We start from the raw sequence: 25,861 nt of genomic DNA, 5'->3' as shown, positions 1-25,861 counted from the left end.
CAGACCCGGTCTGAAAATAGGAGATACCAAATATAAGAATAACACAAACTTCTAAAAACGAAAAATGAATATCAAAGACAGCCGCCCAACAGGCGGGCTGAAGTTATTGTATGCAAAGGGGTTGAAAAACTTGAAGGTTTTTTTGGCTGATGTAAAAAAAGGACTGGAGTCATCCAGTCCTTTACCTGTCCCTAAAGATATACAAAAATGCTTTCTTCACGTTTACCTTTTGTTTTTTATAATCCAACCATGCAGCAGAGCTGGCATTTGTGACTGCTTAAACTGTTCTCCAACACCGGTCCTTAACGCGTCTTGCAAATTTCTGTTTCTCATTAGCGAAAAAAATTGTGAACTGGTTTCATCAAACCCGCCAATAAAGGAATTAGCTCCGTTTTTTTCTGTTCAATAACGAGTTTTTTTCATACTTTTTAAATAGAGCCTCGACATACAGTTTTAGTTTTTCACTTATCATTTCCCGCTCTCCTTTTAGTCCCAGCTGCGTTTTAATGACCCATTCTTCAACGGTCTAATTTCTCGCCATTTTAATGTAATGCCGGTATCCAATTAGAGAAACTATAAATCCCAGTATTGTATAGCTCAGTACAACAAGGGTTACCCATATTAGACTTTCTCCTCCCGATATCGTCGAGACCGATTGAATTAACCCTTGATGCGCCCAGTACTGCGGAAAAAGCATTCCAATGGTTTGAAGATAGCTTGGCAATTGATCATAAGGGGTCCATAAACCACATACAACAGCGGTACCTAATGCAATCACATTTGTCATGACCAAGCCGGTATTTTCAGTCTTTGCAAAGACTGAAATGGCAACTCCCCAGGATGTAACCAGTAAAGATATCAATACAACAACCCACATATACGCCGGAAAATTATTAATTTCAATATCATACAGAAATATTCCCAGAACGGAAAGGAGAAGAATTTGCATAAAAGTTATGACTAAAAAAGGGGTGCTTTTTCCTAAGAAGAAGTTATAAGGCTTTAAAGGGGTACTTGCCAGTCTTGATACAATTCCTTTTTCCCGATCCTTTACAAAACTTATAACGATGGAGATAATAATGAATGTTGAAAAGAATACACTCATACCGGTTACGGATTGTGAAGCTACCAAAGTTTTGTTTGTACTGTCTGTCGTAAATAGCTCAATCAGCAATATGATGGACACAATGGGTAATATAATGGTCCAAAAAAACAGAGACTTATCCTTTAACTGTTTTAGCGTTTCAATTTGAGCGAGCGGTAACATGATAAATTCCCCCTTTATTCTTCATCACGCAAATCAGTGCCGGTAAGTTTAAAGAATACATCTTCTAATTTTGGCTTATATAAAAACAACTGATGAGGCACAATATTGTTTTCCTTACTGATCCTAATTAAGCGCTCCATGGTTTCTAAAGGTTCTTGGGTTTTTATTATCAGCCCTGAATTAACGACTGAAAACTCAAAACCATGGCTCTTTATTAATTCATGAGACAATGAGGAGTTAAACATAATAGATGATTCTTCATGTCGTTTAAGCAGTTCATTTATTTCTCCTTCATCGATAATCTGCCCTCTGTCGATAAAAGCTACATAGTCACAAAGAGTTTCAATCTCTTCCATGTAATGACTCACATAAATAATGGTTTTACCGGCTTTTTTGAGTCGATTTACGATGTTAAAAATGTAGCGGCGTGATTGCGGATCCACGCCTACCGTCGGCTCATCTAGAATAATTAAGTCTGGATCGTGCATTAATGCACACCCGATATTTAAACGGCGCTTCATTCCTCCGGAAAAGTTCTCCACAACGTCGTTTGCCCTTTCTGACAACCCGATATCTTCTAACAGTTTTTTTGTTGTTTGCTTTAGTTTCAAGCCATTCAGCCCATGCACCTTTCCGAAAAACTCCATATTGGTCTTTGCAGTTAATTTTTCTTCAAGGCTGATATCCTGTGGAACATAACCCAGTCTGCCATTTTCATTGCCGACAAATTCAACCTTACCGTCATATTCCCGGATGATGCGCGAGATGATCTTAATTAAGGTAGATTTACCGGATCCGTTCGGTCCAACAAGTCCATAGCAGACTCCTTTCGGAATTGTTAAAGCCACATTGTCCAAAGCCAGAGTCGTGCCATAGCGCTTACTTATATGTTCAACTTGCAGCATTTACACCATTCCCCCGCTGTTATTCATCTTAAATATGGATTCAATTGTATTAATGTACTCCTTGTAGGCTGCTTTCCCTTCTTTCGTAATCTGAACAATAGTCTTCGGCTTTTTGGATACGAACTTCTTGGTTAGTTCTATATAAGCTGCATCTTCTAACTTTTTCAGATGCGAACCTAAATTACCATCTGTGATGTCTAATGACTTTTTCAGGAAAGTAAAATCACATTGATCATAAGTCATCAATAAACTCATAATTCCCAACCGTACTTTGGCATGTATTAAATCATTGATATTATTAACATTACTCATTTCCTTGCCCTTTTCTTTTCAAAATCATTCCTGTAAGTAATAGGCTGCCTCCGCCAATAAATGCAAAAACAATATTCATTGCATCAGGAAATAAGCAGAATGTAAGCATACCGAGTATGCTCAGCCAAAATCCCATAACAAAAATCTCTTTTGTTAACACGATGCCTAAGAATATGTACATAATAGACACCATTAAAACGATCAAAAACGATAGAAATTCTCCTGTTCGCGGCAATAACCCCATTAAAATCAGAAAAACAAAAATGCATATCACTAATATGAATCCAATCCATGCATATTTTAATTGATTCTTTAAGAAAGTGGGCATGGGATCAAATTGTTTCTGCTTAAGATATGTCTTCAAAGTCAGTATCCACCCTACTATTGCCAGTATAAACCAGACACAAGCGAGGACTACAGAAGGTACCTTACATAAAGAAACGGAATACGCAATAATCCATATACAGCCCCAAATAATGAAATATGGACTGGTTTGCCTTGAGTACTCAGTCTTGTAGTTCGTCAAGACCTTGATATGAGATAAGTTTTCGGCTATCTCTGATTCACGAAAATTCTGATTTGACATAAGGCAGGCTCCTCTTTTCGCAAAGTACTTTGTGGAACAGAGTATATTCTAATTCCATATATTTGTAAAGAGGTTTTATCCAAAATAGGCGCAACTATTTAGTCCTGGAAACAGCAGATGGGACTCTTGTGCCGGTATGCCTCCAATACAGCCGAGACGTCATTTTATATAAACATGCAAATAAAAAACAACAAAGCAAGTTTATCTCCAACCAAAATGAAATGATCAATTAATAGCATGCAATGGCTGTCTGAATTTCTGGCTTAACGGAGGAACATGCGGTAAAGCTTTTAAAGACACACTTCTGATGACAATTTCTGCAGATTTTAGAAATGACCAAAATAGAAGGTCCGGGAGTCAAGCAGGGAAGACATCTTGACCAGGTGGCGGACAAACCGAATGTATATCGATTGGAAAGCAATTCATTTTATTGAAGGAAAAAGGACTGGAGTCATCCAGTCCTTTTCATCAAATCGCTCAAATCCCCGCCCAAACATCTTTTGCGTAAATGCCTTTTGTCTGGAGGTCCAAAAGCCATTCTTGCGCTTGCCGTTCGTCTGTTTCGTGGACCGACTGATACGCTTTTTGCAGCGTTGCCTCTACATCGGGCGCCATTTTGCTGCCGTCGCCGCATACGTAGAGGTGCCCTCCCCGGCCGAGGATGGAAATTAAAGTGCCGGCGTCTTTCGCCATTAAGTGCTGCACATACGTTTTCGGTACGCCTTCTTTGCGGGAGAAAGCCGTATGAAGCGTCACGATTCCGTCTTTTTCATAAGCTTCAAGCTCGTCACGGTAAATAAAATCATGATCGTTTCTGCATCCGAAATACAGATGAGCCTCCCCCAGCTCTTTTCCTTCTTTTTTTAACGCCGCCCGGGCCTGCAGAAATCCGCGGAACGGGGCGACTCCTGTGCCGGGACCGACCATAATAATCGGTTTTTCCGGATCTTCCGGCAGCCGGAATCGTGTTTCCGGAGTGCGGACAAACATCACGATACCATCCTCAGGGCCGCGATCCGCTAAATAATTCGAAGCGACTCCGCGATACTCACCCAAACCGCTCCGGGCGGGGCCGCGAACGACGCCGACGGTAATTGAGGCCTGCCCGGGATGTTTCCGAGGCGAACTTGAAATCGAATAATACCGCGGCTTCAGCGGGCGCAAAAGCTCCAGAAATCGCTCAAACGGAAGTTCACACGCTTCATATTTTTCAAGGAGATCGAGCATCGAGACGCGCAATGTTAAGATTTTCTCCTGATAGACGCCCTCCTCAAGAAAATCTTCCAATTCCCGTTTGTGCGGCGGGCAGACCGTATAAGCGGCCATTTCCCGGATTTGAGCCCTTGATGCCGCTTCCTGCAATTCGACACAGCTGCTCAGAAGATCATGCAGCCTGACCGGCCGATCGAGCGGGAGATGAGCCGCGCTCTGTCCGCTGGCCGTCAGCAGCACTTGATCATTCCCATTCAGATTGAACCGGCGGAGAACACGGCTGACCTGCTCTTTGCTGTTTACCGGCAGCACGCCGAGATGATCCCCTTCATGATAGGCAGCCTCTTTCGGCAGAGTGATTTCGATATGCCTTGTGCTCCGGCCGCTTTCCGGCGCCTGAAGTTCCCTGTTTTCCGCAACGGATGCGTAAACCGCTTCATACGTCTGTGCCAAAGGGGACCCGCCAAGCCCGCTGACAAATTGAAGCCCCAGCGCACTCCGCTCTTTTTCGGCATTTTCATTCAGCTTGAGACCGAATGCCTTCATGGCGTCCGTCCACATGCTTTTTTTCCATTCATCAAGCTTTCCTTCAAAATCGCCGCTGACGTCCCCCTCGCCTCGGGAGGAAAAGCGTTCCGCCCCTTTTTCGGCAAGCTTCTCATCAATAAGCCTCGGCACGGCCTGATATGTCGCCGCCCAGTTATGATCACCGCAGCCGAAGACGGCATATCGGACGCCTTCCAGCTCCCCGGGTTTGACTTCTTCAAGCCATTGAACGAATTGTCCCGCGTTGCTCGGAGGCTTTCCGTTATAAGAGGACGTAATGATCAAGAGAGCCCCTTCTTTCGGCAGTTTTCCGATCCGGTCATTTAAAGGCGCCGTTTCAGTCCGGACGCCGTGCATCCCGGCAGTATCGGCAAGCTCCCGCGCCACGCCTTCTGCGGTTCCCGTATCTGAGCCGTACAAAATCAGAAGCGGTCGGTTATCAAGCCCGATAATGGATGCGCCTTTTGTTTCCCGTTTTTCTTTTTCGACGTCTCCCGCCGCTTTTTCAGCCGCCGGGAGGGCTGCCGCAACGGCTCCTTTGTTTCTCGGCCGCACCCGGATATGAAAGTCGCCGGGCTTGATCGTTAGCGTCTGTTTAATATCGAGCTCATAATCGGTGTGATCGATAAAGGTAAAATGCTGCAGAATCATCCCCAGAACAAGAGTTGCTTCATGCAGGGCGAACTGCATACCGATACATGCCCTCTGACCGTTTCCGAACGGCTTGTACGCATGGTGAGGCACTTGATCAGGATGTTCAAACCGCTCCGGATAAAATTCCTCCGCATTGTCTCCCCACGCGTCTTTATCACGGTGAAGCTGGGGAATTAAGACGGAAATTCTGTCTTTCGGCGTGATCGGATATTTCCCGCCGATCACCGTATCCTCTTTCGCATAAAGGCTGAACGCAGGCGCGGTCGGCCATAAGCGCAATGACTCCTGCAAAATCATTCGGATATAAGTAAGATCCAGCACTTGTTTATATGAAGGAACGGGATCGGTCAATACCCGATCGGCTTCCTCATAGGCTTTTTCCAAAACACGGGGATGTTTCAGCAGAATATAAATGGCAAAGGAAAGCAGGCCGCTGGTCGTTTCGTGGCCGGCAATTAAAAACGTGATGATTTGAAACCGGATATTTTCATCATCAAGTTTTTCGCCCGTTTCCGGGTCTTCCACATTCAGCATTCTGGCCAGCAGATCCTTTTCATCCCGGCCGCCTGACCGGCGCTCTGCGATAATACTGTCTACTAACGAAAACATCGCCTGAATGTCATGATGAAATTGGCGCTTCGTCCTGATCATGAGCTTATCCTGAACATCAAGGCGCTGCATTTGGTGCATCGCTTCATCAAGGGCGCGCACCATGCTGTTGATAAACGGATGAGGCGTTTCCCTGTAATAGCTGTTAAACCGATAGTTAAAGCCGCAAAGCCCGATCGTATCGAGCGTCAGGCGGGTCATATCAGCAGGCACATCAACGGCCTCATCCGGGTTCAGCCTAGCCCATTTTTGAATCAGCTGCACCGCGATATCAGTCATCATCGAATGATAATCTTTCATCGCGCGCTGGCTGAAGGTCGGCATCAGAATATTATGCGCCTTTCGCCAGTTAGGCTCATGCGTCCAGCTTGTAAACAGCCCGTCACCGGAAAACGCCCGGACTTTCTCTAAAGCCCCTTCAATGCTTTTATCGAACCGCTCTTCATCACAAACCTCTTTCACCAGTTCATGGCCGGACACGACGATAATGGCGCCCGCCGGCGTATGCAGCTGAAAAATAGGCCCCTGCTCGTTTGCCAGTTTGATAAGCGACATTGTAGGCTTGTCTTTATCAAGCAAAGGAAGATTGCCGAGCGGGCCGAATGTCTTCGGCTGCGGAATCGGACCTGTTTCCTTCATGAATAACACCCTTTCTAACACCTTGATGCGTTCCTTCCAACTACATTGCCCTTTTCACCGGCCGATTATCCGCCGTCACGGATCAATCATCGGATTGACGATCGATAACGGTTTTTTCTATACTGGAGAGGCTTGTTAAATACAGAAATAAGGTGAGTTCACATATGGATTTTGAAATCAAGTTTTTATCGTTTTATGTCATTCAAGTGGAAGGAAAAGACGAACAGGCAAACAAACAGTTCAAACATTTCCAGACCCTTGACACGGAAGAATTTGAAGAAAGCGAGCTGAAGGATTTTCTTGACGGGGAATTGAAGAAAATCGTCAAACGGAAAGCCGAACGGCATCCGCAATCCGAGCAGGTCCCCACAAAAATCGGCCATTTTATCACGGAGCCGGGCCATGAGCTTGATTCAAATCCGAATTACAACCTTTTCAACCGCGCCAGACTTGCGGATACGAAGGAAGCATTTATCGAAGCAAGCGAGCAGTTCGTCCGCACTTACCTTGACACGAGCGCCGTGCGCGGCGGTGTTTTTATCGTGGCATCGGCCGTTCCGCGCAAGTATTTTGAAGACAAATTCGTCTTTATGATGAAATGCGATTTCGAGCCGAAGGTCGCCCGCATCTCAGACGCCTCGTCTCTCATTAAAAAGGTCGAAATGGCCATCACGACAAAAAACATGAAAAGCATTCAATATCCGTATATGCCGGAAGAAGGCATGACGGAAGAGCATGAGCTGAAAATCCACCAGGCCTCGCACGCCCGTTATTTCGAAGATTTTCTCAAATTTGTCGAATACGGCGAATCGATGCCGGAAATCATGAAAAGCCAAGTCATGAACATGGTGCAGGAACACGTGTATGAAACTTTTGAAGAAAACAGCGAAGAGCTTCAGCAGTTTGAGCACGACATTGAAATTTGGGAAGCGAGTGAAAAGCGGGAAATTCAGGAGCGCCTCGACACCCATCAAGTCATCGAGGCATCCGCGCAGATCATTGAACACACGCCGGAAGCCGAGCTGAAAATGAAAGTCGGAGAAACAGAGATTAAAGGATTACTGGCTGATTTCGGCGAATCCATCCATCTCGCAAAAGTGAACGGGCGCTATGTCGCGCTCATTGAGGCGGAGACGATCTCGTTTGAAAAAGGCAGTTCGCCGGTGGAGTTTCACAGGCCTGAGGGGCTGCATGAGGTGATTGAGCGGATACGGAATAAATCTGAACAAGATTGACAAAAGTCCAGACGCCATGTTCTGGACTTTCTTTATTTAATAAGGCTCTTTGAGCAATCGATAGCATTCACTGATGATGTCTTGGACGCCGGGCGTTCCCTTTATCTCGCGGCGGACGATTTCAGATGAGAGATTCTGCACCTGTAATGCCCGCTCCGCCCGTCTTTCGAAGTATGCTTGACATGCAGTTTCATGGTTTTCGTGTTTTTGCAGTTCTTCACTAAGCACAATCGCGTCTTCAATCGCCATCGCTGCTCCCTGCGCCAATGTCGGCGCTCCTGCATGGACGGCATCCCCGCCCAGAACGACGCGGCCTCTGTGCCACGGTTCTTTAACCGCCATCTGCTCAATCTTATGAAACAAAACGGGATATTCCTTTGACATATTCTCTGTCACAAACTTCACTCCCGGAAATCCGTGCAGCAAGTCTTTCACCCGTTCAAAACGCGTGTCCTCGTCATCCCTGAAGTCAGCGTCATACGGCCGGATGATAAATACGTATCCTGTTTTTTCAGAGAGCGGCACGACCCCGACCTGCGTCTGCCCCTTTTTATACATCAGTGTTGAATCATGAAAAACCGGCTCGGGAAAAGAAATGTAAAATCTGTGCGCTCCCATGCCGAGATACTCTGTTTTCACTTCTCTTTGCAGCATTTGATTGCGGACAGCGGAGCGGATGCCGTCAAAGCCGGCGAGGATGTCAGCCGTCATCACGGTTCCGTCTGCACAATGCACCGTTATGTCATCTGCTGTTTCTTCGTAAGACACGACTTTTTTACCGAGCAGAATCGTGACCCCCGCCGCTTCAGCATGCTTTTTGAGGATATCGTTTAACGTTTGCCGCAATATATTATTCCGCCCCGGCAGTGAATCATCTAAAAACGCCTCACTCACTTTAAACTGCAGCGTTCCGTTTTCATCATGCTGCTTCAGCCATTCCGTTTGAAAGCCGTGTTGGCAGCATTCATCATACACACCGATTTCCCGCAGTACCCGCAGCGCATTTTGAGGCTGGAGAATGCCCGCTCCGCTTTTTCGCATGCCGGACGCCGCCTCGCAAAGGGTCACTTCAAAACCCGCTCTGCCGAGAGAAATCGCTGCGGACAGACCGCCGATCCCTCCGCCCGCTATGATGATCTTTTTCACTTCATGGTTCATCCCGATACCGCCTTCTCTATTTATTTATCATTCATTAACTATTAGCCACCTTACTATATAGGCTGAAAAACTGTCAATCTTTATAGGTTGCCTTTTGAATCCGGCAAGCTTATACTTTGAATCACTAAAATGGTACGGAGGCTTACAAAAATGGAGTTGAGACATTTGCCGGATTACTCGCAGATTGCCGGACGCGCTGAGATTTACGCCGATATGGATGCTGAATCATTGAAAACATTTTTGACGTTATTTGATATGTCTAAAAAAATGAATCAGGTCATGGAGCATTATTTCTCAAGTCACGGATTGTCCGAAGGGAAATTCAAAATTTTAATGTTTCTGTTTGACGCACCCGGCCACAGCCTGAGCCCGACGGAACTGGCGAAAAAATCCAATGTCACCAAAGCGACCATCACCGGGTTGATCGACGGACTCGCACGGGACGGCTTTGTAAACCGCAGCCGGCATACCGGCGACAGACGAAAAATCAGCATCGAACTCACAAAAGAAGGAAAAGAAAAGCTGATGCTGTTTCTTCCCGGCCACTTCTCCAATATTTCAGGAGTCATGGAAAGCTTCACCGCTGAACAAAAAGCGGAATTGTCAAAAATGCTTGAAGTATTATTTGATAAGCTTCTGCTGTTTTCCGGCGGCAGAACATAAAAAGGCGCCCTCTCAGCAGGGCGCCTTTTTCGCGCGGTTAATCATCACTGTTTAAAATCCCGAAAAACCGAAGCAGGTTGATAAACAGGTTAATAAAGTCGATATAAAGCGTCAATGCCATCAAAGGAATCAGGTCAGCCGTGATGTCCCGGTGCTTGATCTGGTTCAGATCGTATAAGATATACATTGAAAACACAATCGTTCCGATGACGGAATACGCCATCATGGCGGCGGAATTCAGTGGGCTGAAAATATTAAAGATCCCCACTGCAAGAAGCGCGATAACAGCGACAAGCAAGAAGGACCATAAAAACGACAAGTCCTTTTTCGTCTTAGCGCCAATCGTGCCGAGCACCGCAAAAATCACAAACGAAGAACCGAATGCCTCCAATACGACATAGGCCCCCGCTGCGGACGCATAATGGCTGATAATCGGAAACAGCGTCATTCCGGAAATGAAAGCGAATGAAAACACAAACACATATCCGACGGCTTTTTTTCGGCGCAGCCAAAACGCGGCGATGATCATGACGACCTCTAAGATCGACAGCGGCAGCATCAATGCCGGCGGAATGAACTGGCCCGTATACAGGCCGATTGTCGCAACTAACAGTGTAAACACAAATACCGTTATAATGCGCTGCATAATAGATTGTTTGCTCTCATAAGCAGCAGTTTGCATGTCAAAAGTCCTCCCAAAAAATGATCGTGATAGGTCTATTATAAATAAAATGGGAGAAATTTGTATGATTTTAAGAAGATTTTAAGGATGTCAGGCCTGACGTTTTGCTGCGCACTCCTGCATATCCATGAAATCATGCAGTTTTTTCGTCAATCCGCCGTGCCCGAATCGGATATTCCCCTTCTGCCCCGGCGTTTTCGCGAAATCGAGGAATGCCAGCACATAAAGACGCCTGACGGGAATGGGAATGACGCCCGCATCATAAAACCAGCCGTCAATTGTATTGAGCACGCCTTTGTTAATGCCGTATTGCTTCGTGCACCAATGCAGAAAGCGCACTTCGGGCAGGTGCAGATACCGGCTCTCCCGGAAAGGAACAGTTGAATGCTTCATATGTACCGCCTCCTGTCATTGGCTGTTTTTTAAGATTGTTTTACTTCTTTGCTCTTCAGGGAAAATCGATATTTCTCCACCTTATCAATTTGTGTCACTTGGGAATTATGAACCGTAATCTGAACTGTCCCGAAATCGAGCGTTTCCAGCGCGCTGATAATCTTTTCGATCACATGCGGATCTACGTTTCCTTTGGACGTCATCATGCTCCCCCTTTATGTCTGGCCGTTCGTCTTTTGACAATGAGCGTTTTAATTCATACTATTCTGATAAGAAATATATAATTATACTATTATGTTTTCATTCAGAAATCAATAACATTTACACAATTTTTGGATATGTTTTCTTTGCGAAAACTTTCACTTCCTTCGCTTTGACATAAACCGTGTCACCGACGCCCGCCCCCAAGGCGTCATATTGCTCTTTTGAGAGCTCAATCTCCAAGTGCTGGCCTGTGTCGGTACGGACGGCTTCCAATCTGACGGACGGTCCGATGGCGCGAATATGAGCCGCCCTTGCTTCAAATGAATGCAGACCGGACGGTTTTTTTTCTACGGTAAAATGGTGTGGCCTCACATAAGCGATCCCCTTATCCTGATCAGCATGCCCGACAGGTATTGCCGCGTTTCCGGTGATCAGCTTTCCTTCCTCCACTCTTCCTTCAAATACGTTGACACTGCCGAGAAAGTCGTACACAAACGGATTTGCGGGGTGATCATACACCTCCTGCGACGTTCCGATCTGTTCAATCGCACCTTCATTCATAATGACGATGCGGTCGGCCACATCAAGCGCTTCTTCCTGGTCGTGAGTGACGAAAATACTTGTCATGCCGAATTCATCATGAAGCCGTCTCAGCCATTGCCTTAACTCTTTTCTTACTTTGGCGTCAAGCGCGCCGAACGGTTCATCCAACAGCAGAATGTTCGGTTCTACGGCCAAGGCGCGTGCGAGGGCGGCTCTTTGTCTTTGTCCGCCTGACAGCTGCGAGGGATAGCGCTTTTCATAAGGTTCCAGTTTCACAAGCGCCAGAAGCTCTCTCACTCTTTCGGCAATTTCCTTTTTGGCGGGACGCTGCTTTCGCGGACGGACTTTTAATCCGTAGGCGACATTTTCAAAAATCGTCATCTTGCTGAATAACGCATAGTGCTGAAACACAAAACCGACATGTCTGCTTTTCACATGCGTATCCGTCACATCTTGTTTTCCGAACAGGACACGTCCCCCATCCGCCTGCTCAAGACCGGCAATGACTCTCAATAATGATGTTTTGCCTGAGCCTGACGGACCGAGAAGCGCAACCAGCTCGCCATTATTGACGTGAAGATTGATATCCCGCAATGCCTGATAGTTTCCGTAATGCTTAGAAATACTGTCGATCGTAATCTCCATAATGACTCCTTCCTCATCCGGCTTTGACAGAACGATAACCGGCTTTCCATTCAATGATGTTTTTCAAAAACAGTGTCGCAATCGCAAAAACCGACATGACGGAGGCCGCCGCAAAAGCGGCCGTAAACTGATATTCGTTGTACAAAATTTCGATATGAAGCGGGAGCGTGTTGGTAACACCTCTGATATGACCGGAAACGACTGATACGGCGCCGAATTCGCCGATTGTCCGGGCCGCGCTTAAAATCACCCCGTAGATCAGCCCCCATTTGATATTAGGAAGCGTGACATGCCAAAACGTTCTCCAGCCTCCCGCGCCTAGCGTGACGGAGGCTTCTTCTTCAGCATTTCCTAAGCTTTGCATAAGCGGTATTAATTCCCGGGCGATGAAAGGGAGCGTCACAAACAAGGATGCAAGCACGATTCCCGGGACAGCGAATACGATTTTTATCTGGTGATCAAGTAAAAATGGGCCAAGCCAGCCGTGAAGCCCGAACAAAAGGACAAAGATTAAGCCCGCGATTACCGGAGACACGGCAAACGGCAGATCAATCAGTGTCATAAACAGACTTTTCCCCCTGAATTCATATTTGGTCACAGCCCACGCCGCGGCGACGCCGAACAGCGTATTCAGCGGAACCGTGATGAAAACGACGAGGAGCGTCAATTTCATCGCGGCAAGGGAATCCGGATGCGTGACAAAGAGGATATATGCTTCCGCTCCCTTTTTAAAAGCTTCAATAAATATGAATGCAAGCGGCATGATTAAAAATATGGACAAAAAGAGCAGGACCGCTGAGATCAGCACCCATTTCACAACGGGTGATTCCTGCATCTCCCGCTTTGGCCCGGCTGTTTTCGCTGTTTCCAGCTGCATGGCATATCCCCTACCTTCCTGCGTATTTTCTCGCGGTGAGCCATTGCAATCCATTGATGACGAATAAAATAAAGAATGTGATGACAAGCATGACTGCCGCAACAGCCGTTGCCCCGGCATAATCGTATTGCTCTAATTTCGTCATAATGATCAGCGGGGAAATCTCGGTTTTAAACGGCATATTGCCCGCGATAAAAACGACAGAACCATACTCCCCGAGGGCGCGGGCAAAAGATAATGCGAAACCCGATATAATAGAAGGAAAAAGCTCCGGCAGAATGACCTTTTGGAAGGTTTTCCATTTCGAAGCTCCAAGTGAAGCAGATGCTTCTTCCGTTTCCCTTTGGAGATTTTCTAAGACGGGCTGAACCATCCTGACGACAAAAGGCAGCCCGATAAACGTCAATGCGATGACAATGCCGATCGGCGTAAAGGAAATACGGAAAGGAAACAGCTGTCCGATCCAGCCGTCCGGTGAATACATTGCCGTTAATGTAATGCCTGCGACGGCGGTCGGCAGCGCAAACGGCAGATCAACCAGGCCGTCAGCCAGCCTTTTCCCCGGAAAGTCATATCTCGTCAGCACCCAGGCGATGACAACGCCGAAAACCGCATTGATCAAAGCGGCACAGCCCGCCGTCAAGAAGCTCAGCCGATAGGAAGCCGCGGCCCTCGGCTCAGAAATGATATGCCAGATGTCCCCGGGCTCCATTGACATCGTATGAAAAAACACCATGGACAGCGGCACGATAACCAAAACGGCCATATATAAAAATGTAAATCCCATCGTTAATCCGAAACCCGGAATCACGGACGGTTTTGTTTTTTTGAAAAGTAACGTTCTCATACTCGTTTCCTCTTTCTATTTCTCATAGATGCTGTCAAAGGTTCCGCCGTCATTGAAATGGGTTTCCTGCGCTTTTTTCCAGCCGCCGAATTCCTTTTCGACCGTCACCGTTTTAATCTGCGGGAATTGTTTTTTATACTTTTTCAGAAGCTCTTTATCGCGGGGCCGGTAAAAATTCTTCGCGGCGATCTCCTGCCCTTTTTTGCTGTAGAGATAGGATAAATATGCTTCAGCCGCTTTTTTTGTTCCTTTTTTATCCGCGGTTTTGTCGACGACAGAGACAGGAGGCTCAGCCAGAATGCTGATTGAAGGATTGACAATCTCAAATTTCTCCTTGCCGAATTCCTTCAGTGTGAGATAGGCCTCATTTTCCCAGGCGATCAGCACATCCCCCATCCCTCTTTCTGTAAAACTGGTCGTGGCTCCGCGCGCCCCTGAATCAAGCACTTCCACATTGCCGTAGAGGTCTTTCATAAACTGTTTGATTTTCGTGTCGTCATGATGATACGTTTCATCCGCATATGCCCATGCCGCTAAATAGTTCCATCTGGCTCCGCCCGATGTTTTCGGGTTGGGCGTAATGACCGAAACGTCCTTTTTCACCAAGTCAGCCCAATCATTGATGTGCTTCGGATTCCCTTTTCTGACTAAGAATACGATGGTTGACGTGTAAGGAGTTGATTGATCCGGCAGACGTGACTGCCAGTTTTGATCAATGAGTCGCGCTTTTTCTGCTATCGAATCAATGTCATAACCTAAAGCAAGCGTTACGACATCAGCGTCAAGTCCGTCTATTACGGATCTGGCCTGCTTCCCCGAACCTCCGTGCGACTGCTGAACGGTTACATCTTGACCCGTTTTCTTTTTCCAATAGGAAGAAAAGGCCTGATTATACTCTTTATACAGCTCCCGGGTCGGATCATACGATACATTCAGCATCTGAACGGTCTTTCCGTCTGATGACGCGCTGCCGGACTCAGATTGACAGGCTGACAGCGCCCCTGCCAATAAGATCAATACTAAAAATGCCGCTGTTTTTTTCATGTGCCTGATTTCTCCTCTCTTTTTCCGCATAAAAAAAGGCATATTATCCCCTTTCAAAAAAGGGAAATAATATGCCTTCAGTTGACTGATGGGCAATTATACCGGTATCAGATTTGGGCAGAACGGCCAGCTTTCGTTTGTGTACGATCAGCTATTTGTGCCGGTTCGATGTGTATAAGAATAATTCAAACTATCCCTAGCTGTCAACTAAGTTTTAGACTATTTAAATTGTTTTCCGCTGACAAAAAAAGCGCCCCGCCTCTGGACGGAGCACCTTTTTTCTATGCTTTTGCTTCCTCGATCACACATGTGACACCCATGCTGGCGAGCGCCTGCTCCAGGGAGCCGTAAGTTTGATACTCTGAAAAATCAAGCCCTAATTGGATAGAAGTCTGTGCCACATCAGGCCGAATGCCGGAAAACACGGTTCTGATGCCGAGGAGAAATAACGTTTTCGACAGCATATACAATTGCTGCGCCACCATCGTATCGACAATGGGCACACCGGACAGATCAATCACAAGGTTTGTGATCCGTTTGGCGACACAGTTTTCCGGCACCGTCTCCAAAATCACGCGCGCCCGTCTCGTATCAATCGATCCGATGAGCGGCAGAGTGCCGATCGTATCCGCGATCAAAATAACCGGACAGCTCAATTCGGAAATAAGCTCCTGCTGAGATGACAGCCTCGCGATCATTAATGTCTGAAACTGTTCAGTAAAATCCGTCATCAGCTGATCAAACGAGCTGTTGACAAGGTGATTCCAGCGGCGGGCATCCTCGTTTGTTACGATGTCCTGATGCTCATCCATAAAACGGGTGACCGCCTCCCAAAAGACGGTTCTTGAATTGCCGATCGCCTCAACGACCTCATGAACCTCCGCGTCCTGCTCCACTCTGCTTTTCGCTACCTGTGCGGCCCATTTTTCTTTGTTATGCTGAAAAACGGCCGGGTCTTCCAAAAAAGCGCTTGCGATGACCGTGTTTGTAAAGGTATGCTGCTCGATCAGCAGCCGTTTCATTTCCTCACTTAATTGATCCGCAGAATAAAAACGCCCTCTCAGCTTCCGTCTCAGCTTGAGCCATTTTTCCGTCAGCTCTGCCGAATGTGTAATAATATAATCATGAAGTAACTGGTCTTTGTTCACTGCCGTCTCCTCTTTCAAGAATATGTACTTTTGTCTAAATTATAAATCGGAATCGCCGATCGCACTAGAGAAATTAAAAAAACCTGCACATTAAAGCTTTTGATTGCTTTTTTCGGCAGGAGGATACACTATAAAAGAAATGAAACAGGAGGTCAGTATGATGATCAAAAAAATCGCGACAGTCGCCGTATACACTGATGATCAGCAAAAAGCGAAAACATTCTGGACGGAAAAAGCGGGGTTTGAAACCGTCGCCGAGCATCCGATGGGCCCGGGCGCCTTCTGGCTTGAGGTAGCGCCCAAAGGAGCCGCCACTCATTTGGTTATTTATCCGAAATCGATGATGAAAGGCGCCGAGCATATGAAGGCTTCTATCGTATTTGAGTGTGAAGATGTCTTTGCCGCATACGAACAGATGAAAAAGAACGGCATCACCTTTTTAGATGAACCGAAACAAATGGAATGGGGCAGCTTCGTGCAATTTAAAGATGAGGATGGTCATGTCTTTCTCCTGAAATCGTAATCCGTCAGGCATCTTAATTGACTTTGAGAATCATTTTCATTTAAAATGTTGGATAAAGCGTAGAAATGATTGGAGAGATGCCAGATGTTCGTGCAAATCAGAAAAATGACCGTAAAAGAAGGACATGCCGACAAAGTAATCGAACGCTTCAGTTCAGAAGGCGTGATTGAAAAGCAGGAAGGTTTGATAGACGTAACGGTCTTGGAAAAAAAAGTCCGCCGCGGTGATGAAGAAGTCGTCGTATTAATCCGCTGGGAGTCAGAAGATCATTGGAAACAATGGGAAAAAAGCGAAGACCACATAGCGGCCCATAAAGCAAACCAAGGCAAGCCGAAACCTGATTATATGCTTGGGACGGATGTCGGTATGTATCATGTCAGAGCCGTTAAAACAGGCGTACACGAAAAATAATAAAGAGCATTTGCCCCAGGGCAATGCTCTTTTTATTTTTTCTCCTCATACGGCAGGACAAACAGCGGTTTATCGGGCTTCCATTCCGCATACAGCACGTCCTCCGTTTTTTTGATGTTCAGCTTTTTCAGCTCCTGATTCAGCTGCTTTTCTTCCAGCCCGGCTTCTTTCAGATTTTCATACAGCACTTCGCCGTCAATAATCAGCGTGACCGGCAAAGAGACCTGCTTCGGCTTTATTTGCATGTCGCCGTTTTTCGTCGTATCATATTGAAATTTCGGCAGGACGCTGACCATCCCGTTTGTTTCTAAAATCGCGTACTCCGCTTCCTGTATGGAAAAGCAATTCGCCTGTCTGAGAAGGCTTTGCAATTGATTAATGTCCAGCTTATTCTTTTTCAGCACATCATATTTCAGTTTTCCTTTATGTATGATAATACTCGGCTCGCCTTCCAACAGCTTTCTGGTGCTTTTTACTTTCTGCGTAATCAGTTCGATGAGATAAATTAAAACTCCCCATAACAGAGAAGCAAAAATGATTTCAATAATCCTGACGTTTTTATCATACACCGCATTTCCGACCAGTTCGCCGAGGATGAGCGCAGAAATAAAATCAAACGGCGTAATTTGCGAGAATTGAGTTTTTCCAAGCAATTTTAAAATCACAAATAAAATACCCAAACCGCATACTAACTCCCAAGCCACTGTAAGTAAATGTCCCATATTCGCACCTTCTTCTTAAAAGTCATTACCATTATGGACATTCGCCTGTTTTCTATACAGCGGCCGGCAACACACAAAAAAACGCAGCCGAGGCCGCGTTTTTTCACTTCTGCTTACTGTTTTTGATTCGATCTGACGACCCGTAAACACACCTCAGCGGCATAACCGGCGGCCGCTCCGGAACCCGCAAACATCGCGGCAAGCCCCAAGCCCATTCCTTCCCAGCCGCCGACACCGAAAATGCTGTAAACAACCGTACCGAAAGCAGTCAGGCCCAGCACCGCCAAAAGGCACTCAGGCCACATCTTTTTCGGCCATTTCTTACGGAGCACAGCCGATACGGCAAAGTTAAGACAAAATGCGGCCAGACAGATCAGATAAAAAAACCCCATGTCTTTTGCACCTCCGTCATGAGGAGCTTTTTATTTGCTCATCTTTTTTTCAAACAAATGATAACCCGGCGCGAGTCCTTTTGATTCGTACCCCATTCCGCTGTAAAACGACTGAAGCGCCTTGTTTTCGGACACGCAATCGAGCCGGATTTTCGTTTTTCCCGGACAAGACACACCCGTCTCCGCCCAAGTCATGATTGTCCGGCCGAGCCTCTCGCCTGCAAACCGCCTGTTAATCGCCAGCCGATGGAGATATACGGACTCCTCATGTCCTTCATCGCCCCAAAGACGTCTGTCCCACCCGCTTGCTTCGGGAAGCAGCATGACGACGCCGGCCAGCTCTTCATTCTGCCTGAATAAAAAAACATACCCTTTGGCGATCGCCTCCCGCATATTGTGGGTATCTTCCCCTTGCAGAAGGCCGCTCCACTGGTTCGACCCTTTATCGCGAAGCCATTCTGCCGCTTGCACGAGCAGATCCATGACCTCTTTTTCATCATCCTTCCGGGCGAGGGTGACCCGGAATGCCCCCGCCTTCTCCTCCGTGATCGTAAATGGTGTCATAAAATCCTCCTGTAATCAGAATATTCGACACCTTTATTATAGACCAAGCGCTTAAAGGAAAAAAACAGCCGTCATGTTTGAGGGCCGTTTAAAAAATTTTCTTCTTATCACGTTCTTCTTTTAAAATCTCAACCGCTTCCCTGAAACGCATAGAGTGGACGATTTCACGCTCACGCAGAAAACGGAGTGAATCATTCAGGTCAGGATCATCGGAAATATCAATAATCCATTGATACGTCGCTCTCGCCTTTTCTTCAGCCGCAATATCCTCATATAAATCAGCGATCGGATCTCCCTTCGCCTGTATGTAAGACGCTGTGAACGGAACTCCGGCCGCATTGTGATAAAACAGCGCGCTGTCATGGTTGACGTAATGATCACTGAGCCCTGCATCACGCAGCTGCTCCGGTGTCGCATCTTTTGTCAGCTTATAAATCATCGTCGCAATCATTTCTAAATGCGCAAACTCCTCCGTGCCGATATCCGTCAGCAGGCCGATCACCTTATCAGGAATCGTGTAGCGCTGGTTTAAGTACCGGAGCGCTGCGGCCAATTCGCCGTCCGCCCCGCCGTATTGTTCAATGAGAAACTTAGCCAGCATCGGGTTGCATGTACTCACTTTAACCGGATACTGCAGCTTTTTTTCATATACCCACATTTACAGATCCCTCCTTATACTTGCCATGGCCAAGGACCGCGGCCCCAGTCCCATTGAGCGCCGGCCTGACTCACGCCGAATTGCAGAAGCGGTCCGTACTCAGGTTCAAACCGTTTTCTCAGCTGCCTTGAGTACCGGGAATATTCATGAAACTGCTGAAGCGCGAGACGGTCATGGGGATGCGTATCCAGATAAAGCGTCAGCTCCACCAAGACAAAGTCCGCCGCCTGGATTTGTTCCAGCAGCCGATAGTATTCATCATCAATCTTTTTCGCCATATTCGATTCCCCCCCGATAAGGATTATCATAGAAATCGTAAAGATCCTTCCAAAGGGTTCCTTTTCTCAATGCCTCCATCGGAGAAAACTGCTCCAAGTGATACGGCTGAAACCGCATATAAAGATGCGGCGGCGTTCTGTAGTATTTTCTTCCGATCGGCGGGCAGGGATCAAACCGGCTGTGGAAGGGTTTATAGGATTTGACCGGTGTAAACGGCTGATTTTCTTTCATTACGATCCTCCTTTCCTAAACACATGACCTTAATAGGTATGAATCCGTATCGGCATTTATGCCCTGTAAGAAAATAAAAAAAGCTCGTTAAAAACGGACTCAATGCAGCTCATCTGGAATTTGAAGTAAAAAATCATAATGAAAAATCTGATTGAAAGCGCTGATAATGTTTAATTGTATATTCCGTAATTTGCTGATCATATTCAGGATATTCATATCTCAATAAAACAGCCACTGACGTTGAATATGCTCTGAAGAGATCCTGGCAGTCAAATAATGCCTTCCACACGCTTTCATAAGTATTGCCGACATAAGTATTCAGCAGAATTTCCCAATCTTTCGCATTCATGTAATGTTGAATATACTTATAATTCTTCCCTACACTTAATGAAAACTGATGCTCTATCCCGATACTCCACGCAATCATACGCAAAATATTAGGCCTTAAAATGTCATTCATATGATCCAGCGCAAACAGTATTTCTTTACGCATTAATCCTTTAATCACATAGGTTGAAACCATCCAAAATTCATTGCAGCAATCATCAAACTCTCCGGGGGTCGGTTTCTTTATATGATATTGTTCATCACTCGCAATCATCTTACTGTTGATTCGGTCATCCTTGTCTAATAATATTTCCGCCAAACCATCACTCTGTGTAAAATAATTCTCTGTTTGACTCAGAGGGATCAAAGTTAAGTCGATTTTATGATGATCTTTAAAAAGCATGAGATAGGAGAACCAGTCTCCGAGTTCCGGAGGGAAAAGTTCCATATCTTCAGGTTTTTGCATCATCATTCTTTCGCCAAACTGATCCAGCCAGCTTTCGTCAGATGTGAAAGAGTCCATATCGGTCACAAAATAAGAAATATCATAGTCTTGAAATTTGTCTCTCGGTACATTTTTATTGGTTCTTGATCCCTCTAAAGTGACAAGACGGATTCTCTCGTCCTTCATCGCAATATCAAGAATCAATTTCATCATTTCGTCTTCACTTCTCACATGTAAAACCTCCCGATAAAGAGATTTTTACAGATCATGCTTTTCAGTTTATAAACAACTTGCTCATGATTTACAGAAAAGTCCTATGTACTTGATGATTTTGCTCCAATCGTAACACAGCTGCAAGAACATGAGAAGAGCACTCTTGCTTGTTCCAAGAGTGCTTTTCCCGAATGGTCAGATATATTGGCTGTCCCGATGATGATGATGATGGAACGGGTAGCCGCCGTAGCCTCCGCCATAGCCGCCAAAACCGTACCCCGGATATCCTCCGAAGCCGCCGTAGCCGCCAAAACCGCCGTAACCGCCAAAACCGTATCCCGGGTAGCCGTAGCCTCCGCCGAAACCGTATCCCGGATATCCTCCGAAGCCGCCGTAGCCACCGTAGCCGCCGTAGCCACCGTAGCCGCCGTAGCCGCCAAAACCGTACCCCGGGTAGCCTCCGTAGCCTCCATAGCCGCCGTAAATCGGTCTTCTTTCATTCATGATTTATCGCTCCTTCACATAGGTTACAGTCCAGTTTATGACATCCGGAAGGAAACGTATGGGCATCCGCCCAGTTTTGGTGAAATAATCAATAATTGCTTACGGAGAAATACGATACAGACCGGCCGCATAAGCAAAATAAAAAGGCCGGAACTTATGCCGTCCCGGCCTGTTTGTCTTTATTCGCCTAAATCCACATTGTGATAAACCTGCTGTACGTCTTCGAGGTCTTCCAGCACATCGATCAGCTTTTCAAATTGAGCTTTCGCATCTTCCGGAAGCTCGACTTCATTTTGCGCAAGCATCGTCAGCTCCGCAACCGTGAACTCTTCAACGCCGGCATTTTTGAATGCCTCCTGTACGGCATGGAATTGATCAGGCTCAGCATACACGATAACACTGTCATCCTCTTCTAAAATATCGCGCACGTCCACATCAGCTTCCATCAGCAATTCCAGCGCTTCATCCGCCGTCTTGCCTTCAACGCCGATAACGGCGGTCGCATCAAACATGTAAGCGACAGACCCGCTCACACCCATATTTCCGCCGTTTTTCCCGAATGCAGCGCGCACTTCAGGTGCCGTGCGGTTTACATTATTCGTTAACGCGTCAACGATGATCATTGAACCGTTCGGCCCGAAACCTTCGTAACGCAGCTCGTCAAAGTTCTCCTCCGCGCCGCCTTTCGCCTTTTCAATCGCACGCTCAATAATATTTTTCGGCACACTGTACGTCTTCGCGCGCTCAAGCACCACTTTTAACGCCTGGTTCGATTCCGGATCTGGCTCGCCCTGTTTTGCCGCCACATAAATCTCACGGCCGAACTTCGCGTAAATCCGGCTCGTATTTGCGTCCTTCGATGCTTTCTTTTCTTTAATATTGTTCCACTTACGGCCCATTTTGTTCCACTCTCTTTCACGAATTGAATCTGTATGATAAATACTCTGCTTCTATTATACCTCAGCGTTTGGGTTGTTTCGAGTGTAAGACATTAGAAAAAACAGGCACGCTTAAAATCACCGGAGCGCGGTAGGCCGAATTTGAGGGTTATTATACAAAACATAAAAAGCCTCCCTTCATACAGGAAGGAAGTCGCAAGCCAAAAGATTCATTTTATTCTTATTACCTATTTCCTACACTGTATATCCCGACTCACGTGGTAAAATTTTGATATCGAACAAAAGAAAGGATATGGTCATGAAAGTTTTCGAAGCAAACAGCCTACCCCACGAGGTGAGAACAATGATCGAAACAAATATTTCTGAACCTGTATTTCAATTTTTAGGAGGGATTTTCCATCAAGATATAGACACTCCTGAGACAGCTCTTGAAGAATACTTAGCAGAGATACCTAAAAAAGAACAAGAAAACGATGTAGTAGCACTCAAAACGTTTATAAATAGCGATTACTCAGATGAAGAAAAAAATGATTTTATAGAAGAGTCTGCAGATGGTGTAGATATCAATAGTTACGGACTATCCCCAATACTATGGCTCGGACAAGTCATTCAAAAAATCGAAAAGAATATTGAGACTTTGTAGATTCAGGGAAACCCTATTCCTATGTTTGCACAGTCCCTGATAAGTTTCTTAATCTTTCCCTCTATAAACCCCCGAATGAAAGGATATGGTCATGAAAGTTTTCGAAGCAACCACCCTCCTCGCCGCTGCCAAACAGCGCGCGGGTGAATACAAAAAATCGAAAAGAATATTGAGACTTTGTAGATTCAGGGAAACCCTATTCCTATGTTTGCACAGTCCCTGATAAGTTTCTTAATCTTTCCCTCTATAAACCCCCGAATGAAAGGATATGGTCATGAAAGTTTTCGAAGCAACCACCCTCCTCGCCGCTGCCAAACAGCGCGCGGGTGAATACAAAAAACTGCGCGGCCAGATGGTTAATCTGAAAAAAGCGTTTCAAGGTATGGCTGATTTTGGTGACAATGATTTCTCAGGCCGGGGCGCTGACAATATCAAAGCGTTTTTCAAGGACCACGCCGGCGTCACAGACAGCTGGCTTGATCTGATCGATATGAAAATCGCATTTCTCACAAGCCTTCCCGGCAAGGTCGAAGACGCCGGACTTTCCAATTCGCATGTGGAGGAATCATTTCTGGAGCATGAGCTCACCCACGCCCTTAGTAAATCAAAGGCGATTATGGAAGAGCAGAAAAAGGACATGCGCTCCATCCTCGGAGAGATCGAAGACATCATCTCGCTTGATCTGTTTTCAACCGAAAGCACAGATCAGAAGCTCTCTTCAGCTGACAAAAAAAGAAGCGAAACGATACATAAACTCGGCAAACTTGATCACGATCTAACGAAAGAATACGCAGAAACCGAAGCAAACGAACAGTTCATCCAAGCCGACTTTCAGCAGCTCCAAAACGCCACGGGCAAAGGAAAAAGCGCCACGCCGCTTCACTACAACGCCAAAGCATACCGTGAAAGCGACATCCATAAGAAAAAAGGCGATATCGCAAGACATTCGGATGCTTATTTGACGATTAAAAAGGAAGAAGCGAAAGAGCGGGAAATCAAGGATCTGAAGAAAAAGCTGGCCGATGGAGTCACTGATCCGGATGAGTATTTGGAAATCGCGAAGAAAATCGGCTATGAAAACCTTGAACCCGCTCAGGTGCAATATGTGATGCAGCTCGAACAAGCAAAACAGCTCGAAGAAGTCGGAGAAACGGCTTGGGATATCGTCAAAGGAATAGGCGTCGGCCTTTATGATGTCGGGAAAGACACCATAACCGGCGTCAAAGATCTGGCTGTCGGCGCATGGGATTTTTACCATCTCTCCGATGAACAAAAAGTCGCTAAAACCATATCCGGCGTATTGAACACGCCCTCCTACGCAAAAATCATATGGACAAACCTGGCGGATTCATGGAATGATAAAATGGTTAACGGGGATGCGTACTCAAGATCACATTACATCACCTACGCCATCGGGAGCATTGTCGGACTCAAAGGTTCCGGCTCAGCTGTAAAAGTATCAAGCAAGCTCGCCAAAACAGGCGCCGCCAAAGTGGATAACGTCTTGGAAGCCGGAGAAAAAGCAGCTGCAAAAAATATAAAAACCGGGATTAAAAAAGGGAAAGACTATATCAATTCCTTTTCGAAAAACAAGTACGAACCCGCGCTTGCCGGAATAGCACAGGATATTGAAAATACTCATAATGTGAAAAATACGCCTTTGTTGAAAAGTATTATTGAAGATCAGAAAGAGAGTGTGCTCAGTAAGTCTGTGACTTCTGACAATAGCGGTATACATAGTGTTAAACAAGGAGACAGCAGCCCTCTCGCACCTGGCGGCGGATTAGCTGCTCACGAAGCAAAAGGCGGACACCTTATAGAAAGACATGTTGGGAAAACAGATAAAGAATTAATAAAAAGACTGAGAACTGATCCTAACCCACATATTACAGCTTCATCTACTTTTAAAGATAGGGCTACCGCTGAAAGAATTGCTAATTCAGTTTTAAACGATCCAAAAAATACAAAGAAAATCGAAAATTGGATTGATGATCCTAAAAAACCTAAATTAATGTTAAGATACAAGGGCGATGGAGAAATAATCGGCAGAAGTGTATCAAGAAATTCAGAACTAGTAGAAAACGTTACAAACGCAAAAATTATACTCAAAAAAGATAATAACGGTAACTTTATTCTTACAGGATATCCAACCAAATAGAAAGAGAGGAAGTATCATGGATGAAAGGTATGATTTCTTAGATGAATTAGAAAATTTTTTAGGTGCAACATTTCATCAAGATATCCAATCCCCTGAACACGCCTTAGACGAATTTATTGAGGAAATTAGTAAAGAAGGTTTGCTATTTACAGTAAAGTATTGCGAAGAGTTTCTAAATAGCGATCTAACTAAAGAAGAAAAGGAAGACATTATAAAGTGTAATGCAGAAATATATTTCCCGACAATTGGCTTACCGCCTATAGAATGGTTGAAAAGTGTAATAGAACAACTAAAAGAAGCTATTTAAAAGAAACACTGAAAGGCCCCCATTTTATGAGAGGGCCTTTTTATATTGATACCGAATTTTTTGGCTTTCTTATCCGAATAGAAATGCAATACCGACAGTGCGGTTTGGAACTACTTGACGGCATCACTAGCTGAACTTTTCAACAATTTTGCCCCTAAAAGAGATACGAACAATAAATTTCGAGCCAAAAAATCAAGTTCGCCAACAACTTGCGAATTTGATAAACCGGCTTATTAAGGGAAAGTAAAAAACCCTTTCGTAGCAAGGGTTTCGTCTATGATTCCGACTGGGCCCGAACCAGCGACCTCTACCCTGTCAAGGTAGTGATTATCTTCTGATACAAACATTGGAATATTACAGCGGAACAAATAAGAGATTTAAGAACTGCCATAAACGAAGTTGAGTTCGTAAATCCT

Annotated in this window: 30 protein-coding genes; 7 read left to right on the top strand and 23 right to left on the bottom strand. The window is 45.7% G+C overall.

The features are described 5' to 3' along the window. Nucleotides 1-526: 526 nt before the first annotated feature. From RUW00_RS15985 to RUW00_RS15965, 5 genes are all read right to left on the bottom strand, one after another. The gene (locus RUW00_RS15985; RefSeq protein WP_025649922.1) at nt 527-1,267 is read right to left on the bottom strand and encodes an ABC transporter permease; all 741 of its coding nucleotides are present in this window, start codon (nt 1,265-1,267) and stop codon (nt 527-529) included. A gap of 14 nt (nt 1,268-1,281) precedes the next feature. Continuing rightward, complete coding sequence (locus RUW00_RS15980) at nt 1,282-2,172, bottom strand: ABC transporter ATP-binding protein (protein WP_061581492.1); 891 nt, start codon at nt 2,170-2,172, stop codon at nt 1,282-1,284. Further along, nucleotides 2,173-2,484, bottom strand: a complete 312-nt coding sequence (locus tag RUW00_RS15975; protein WP_014417146.1) for a winged helix-turn-helix domain-containing protein — start codon at nt 2,482-2,484, stop codon at nt 2,173-2,175. It abuts the gene before it with no gap. Beyond that, on the bottom strand, nt 2,477-3,070 hold the full coding sequence (locus RUW00_RS15970) for a hypothetical protein (RefSeq protein ID WP_014417145.1): 594 nt from the start codon (nt 3,068-3,070) through the stop codon (nt 2,477-2,479). Before RUW00_RS15970 ends, RUW00_RS15975 begins: the two co-directional genes overlap by 8 nt. Before the next feature lie 477 nt (nt 3,071-3,547). Next, nucleotides 3,548-6,730, bottom strand: coding sequence for a bifunctional cytochrome P450/NADPH--P450 reductase (locus RUW00_RS15965; protein WP_280144927.1), 3,183 nt, complete (start codon nt 6,728-6,730; stop codon nt 3,548-3,550). Between the two features lie 164 nt (nt 6,731-6,894). Here RUW00_RS15965 and RUW00_RS15960 point away from each other — a divergent pair, with 164 nt between their 5' ends. After that, nucleotides 6,895-7,965, top strand: a complete 1,071-nt coding sequence (locus tag RUW00_RS15960) for a DUF3900 domain-containing protein (RefSeq protein WP_209387983.1) — start codon at nt 6,895-6,897, stop codon at nt 7,963-7,965. Between the two features lie 36 nt (nt 7,966-8,001). On the opposite strand, the gene RUW00_RS15955 is transcribed toward RUW00_RS15960, so the two are convergent. Continuing rightward, entirely contained in the window at nt 8,002-9,123 is a 1,122-nt protein-coding gene (locus RUW00_RS15955; RefSeq protein WP_280144926.1) for an FAD-dependent oxidoreductase, read from the bottom strand. Between the two features lie 150 nt (nt 9,124-9,273). Here RUW00_RS15955 and RUW00_RS15950 point away from each other — a divergent pair, with 150 nt between their 5' ends. Further along, nucleotides 9,274-9,786 carry a MarR family winged helix-turn-helix transcriptional regulator gene (locus RUW00_RS15950; RefSeq protein ID WP_280144925.1) on the top strand — a complete coding sequence of 171 codons (513 nt, stop codon included), beginning with the start codon at nt 9,274-9,276 and terminating at the stop codon, nt 9,784-9,786. 37 nt (nt 9,787-9,823) lie between these two features. Here the strand turns inward: RUW00_RS15950 and RUW00_RS15945 are convergent, their stop codons facing one another. From RUW00_RS15945 to RUW00_RS15910, 8 genes are all read right to left on the bottom strand, one after another. Continuing rightward, a complete protein-coding gene (locus tag RUW00_RS15945) occupies nt 9,824-10,468 on the bottom strand; it encodes a Bax inhibitor-1/YccA family protein (protein ID WP_012117028.1) in 645 nt (214 codons plus the stop codon). A gap of 90 nt (nt 10,469-10,558) precedes the next feature. Continuing rightward, nucleotides 10,559-10,861 (bottom strand): FMN riboswitch-binding regulator RibR, encoded by a 303-nt coding sequence (ribR, locus tag RUW00_RS15940; protein WP_007408940.1) that lies wholly within the window; start codon nt 10,859-10,861, stop codon nt 10,559-10,561. 29 nt (nt 10,862-10,890) lie between these two features. Further along, a complete protein-coding gene (locus RUW00_RS15935) occupies nt 10,891-11,064 on the bottom strand; it encodes a YezD family protein (protein ID WP_003155693.1) in 174 nt (57 codons plus the stop codon). A gap of 118 nt (nt 11,065-11,182) precedes the next feature. Beyond that, nucleotides 11,183-12,253 carry a sulfate/molybdate ABC transporter ATP-binding protein gene (locus RUW00_RS15930; protein ID WP_280144924.1) on the bottom strand — a complete coding sequence of 357 codons (1,071 nt, stop codon included), beginning with the start codon at nt 12,251-12,253 and terminating at the stop codon, nt 11,183-11,185. A gap of 13 nt (nt 12,254-12,266) precedes the next feature. Beyond that, on the bottom strand, nt 12,267-13,130 hold the full coding sequence (gene cysW / locus RUW00_RS15925) for a sulfate ABC transporter permease subunit CysW (protein WP_280144923.1): 864 nt from the start codon (nt 13,128-13,130) through the stop codon (nt 12,267-12,269). A gap of 10 nt (nt 13,131-13,140) precedes the next feature. Then, complete coding sequence (gene cysT / locus RUW00_RS15920; protein WP_280144922.1) at nt 13,141-13,977, bottom strand: sulfate ABC transporter permease subunit CysT; 837 nt, start codon at nt 13,975-13,977, stop codon at nt 13,141-13,143. Between the two features lie 15 nt (nt 13,978-13,992). Then, nucleotides 13,993-15,021, bottom strand: coding sequence for a sulfate ABC transporter substrate-binding protein (locus RUW00_RS15915; RefSeq protein ID WP_031304522.1), 1,029 nt, complete (start codon nt 15,019-15,021; stop codon nt 13,993-13,995). Between the two features lie 281 nt (nt 15,022-15,302). Then, nucleotides 15,303-16,169, bottom strand: coding sequence for an STAS domain-containing protein (locus tag RUW00_RS15910; RefSeq protein WP_014417142.1), 867 nt, complete (start codon nt 16,167-16,169; stop codon nt 15,303-15,305). A gap of 160 nt (nt 16,170-16,329) precedes the next feature. On the opposite strand from RUW00_RS15910, the gene RUW00_RS15905 reads away from it, so the two are divergent. Further along, a complete protein-coding gene (locus tag RUW00_RS15905) occupies nt 16,330-16,692 on the top strand; it encodes a VOC family protein (RefSeq protein ID WP_007408938.1) in 363 nt (120 codons plus the stop codon). Between the two features lie 84 nt (nt 16,693-16,776). Beyond that, the gene (gene hmoA, locus RUW00_RS15900; RefSeq protein ID WP_003155696.1) at nt 16,777-17,103 is read left to right on the top strand and encodes a heme-degrading oxygenase HmoA; all 327 of its coding nucleotides are present in this window, start codon (nt 16,777-16,779) and stop codon (nt 17,101-17,103) included. A 32-nt stretch (nt 17,104-17,135) separates the two neighbouring features. On the opposite strand, the gene RUW00_RS15895 is transcribed toward hmoA, so the two are convergent. From RUW00_RS15895 to RUW00_RS15855, 9 genes are all read right to left on the bottom strand, one after another. Further along, nucleotides 17,136-17,825, bottom strand: a complete 690-nt coding sequence (locus RUW00_RS15895) for a YetF domain-containing protein (protein ID WP_017419063.1) — start codon at nt 17,823-17,825, stop codon at nt 17,136-17,138. Between the two features lie 113 nt (nt 17,826-17,938). Then, the gene (locus tag RUW00_RS15890; RefSeq protein WP_017419062.1) at nt 17,939-18,217 is read right to left on the bottom strand and encodes a YesK-like family protein; all 279 of its coding nucleotides are present in this window, start codon (nt 18,215-18,217) and stop codon (nt 17,939-17,941) included. A gap of 30 nt (nt 18,218-18,247) precedes the next feature. Then, nucleotides 18,248-18,781 (bottom strand): GNAT family N-acetyltransferase, encoded by a 534-nt coding sequence (locus RUW00_RS15885; protein ID WP_280144921.1) that lies wholly within the window; start codon nt 18,779-18,781, stop codon nt 18,248-18,250. Nucleotides 18,782-18,869: 88 nt separating this feature from the next. Beyond that, nucleotides 18,870-19,439, bottom strand: coding sequence for a spore coat protein CotJC (cotJC, locus tag RUW00_RS15880; RefSeq protein WP_003155700.1), 570 nt, complete (start codon nt 19,437-19,439; stop codon nt 18,870-18,872). Nucleotides 19,440-19,453: 14 nt separating this feature from the next. Continuing rightward, entirely contained in the window at nt 19,454-19,717 is a 264-nt protein-coding gene (gene cotJB / locus RUW00_RS15875; protein ID WP_003155702.1) for a spore coat protein CotJB, read from the bottom strand. Next, nucleotides 19,701-19,949, bottom strand: coding sequence for a spore coat-associated protein CotJA (gene cotJA, locus RUW00_RS15870; protein ID WP_003155704.1), 249 nt, complete (start codon nt 19,947-19,949; stop codon nt 19,701-19,703). Before cotJA ends, cotJB begins: the two co-directional genes overlap by 17 nt. A gap of 133 nt (nt 19,950-20,082) precedes the next feature. Then, complete coding sequence (gene ant(6), locus RUW00_RS15865; RefSeq protein ID WP_166706357.1) at nt 20,083-20,952, bottom strand: aminoglycoside 6-adenylyltransferase; 870 nt, start codon at nt 20,950-20,952, stop codon at nt 20,083-20,085. 177 nt (nt 20,953-21,129) lie between these two features. Beyond that, the gene (locus tag RUW00_RS23040) at nt 21,130-21,438 is read right to left on the bottom strand and encodes a spore coat protein (RefSeq protein WP_396334722.1); all 309 of its coding nucleotides are present in this window, start codon (nt 21,436-21,438) and stop codon (nt 21,130-21,132) included. A gap of 179 nt (nt 21,439-21,617) precedes the next feature. Continuing rightward, entirely contained in the window at nt 21,618-22,337 is a 720-nt protein-coding gene (locus RUW00_RS15855) for a YebC/PmpR family DNA-binding transcriptional regulator (protein WP_003155709.1), read from the bottom strand. A gap of 343 nt (nt 22,338-22,680) precedes the next feature. Here RUW00_RS15855 and RUW00_RS15850 point away from each other — a divergent pair, with 343 nt between their 5' ends. From RUW00_RS15850 to RUW00_RS15840, 3 genes are all read left to right on the top strand, one after another. Next, nucleotides 22,681-22,980 carry a contact-dependent growth inhibition system immunity protein gene (locus tag RUW00_RS15850; RefSeq protein WP_280144920.1) on the top strand — a complete coding sequence of 100 codons (300 nt, stop codon included), beginning with the start codon at nt 22,681-22,683 and terminating at the stop codon, nt 22,978-22,980. A gap of 274 nt (nt 22,981-23,254) precedes the next feature. Further along, entirely contained in the window at nt 23,255-25,138 is a 1,884-nt protein-coding gene (locus RUW00_RS15845; protein ID WP_280144919.1) for a ribonuclease YeeF family protein, read from the top strand. Between the two features lie 16 nt (nt 25,139-25,154). Next, nucleotides 25,155-25,445 carry a contact-dependent growth inhibition system immunity protein gene (locus tag RUW00_RS15840; RefSeq protein WP_015417243.1) on the top strand — a complete coding sequence of 97 codons (291 nt, stop codon included), beginning with the start codon at nt 25,155-25,157 and terminating at the stop codon, nt 25,443-25,445. The last annotated feature ends 416 nt before the right edge of the window (nt 25,446-25,861 follow it).

The sequence above is a fragment of the Bacillus sp. IS1 genome (assembly GCF_032461585.1).
Lineage (GTDB): Bacteria > Bacillota > Bacilli > Bacillales > Bacillaceae > Bacillus > Bacillus velezensis.
Note: the sequence above shows the minus strand (reverse complement) of the source record. Positions and strands in the feature narration are given on the sequence as shown.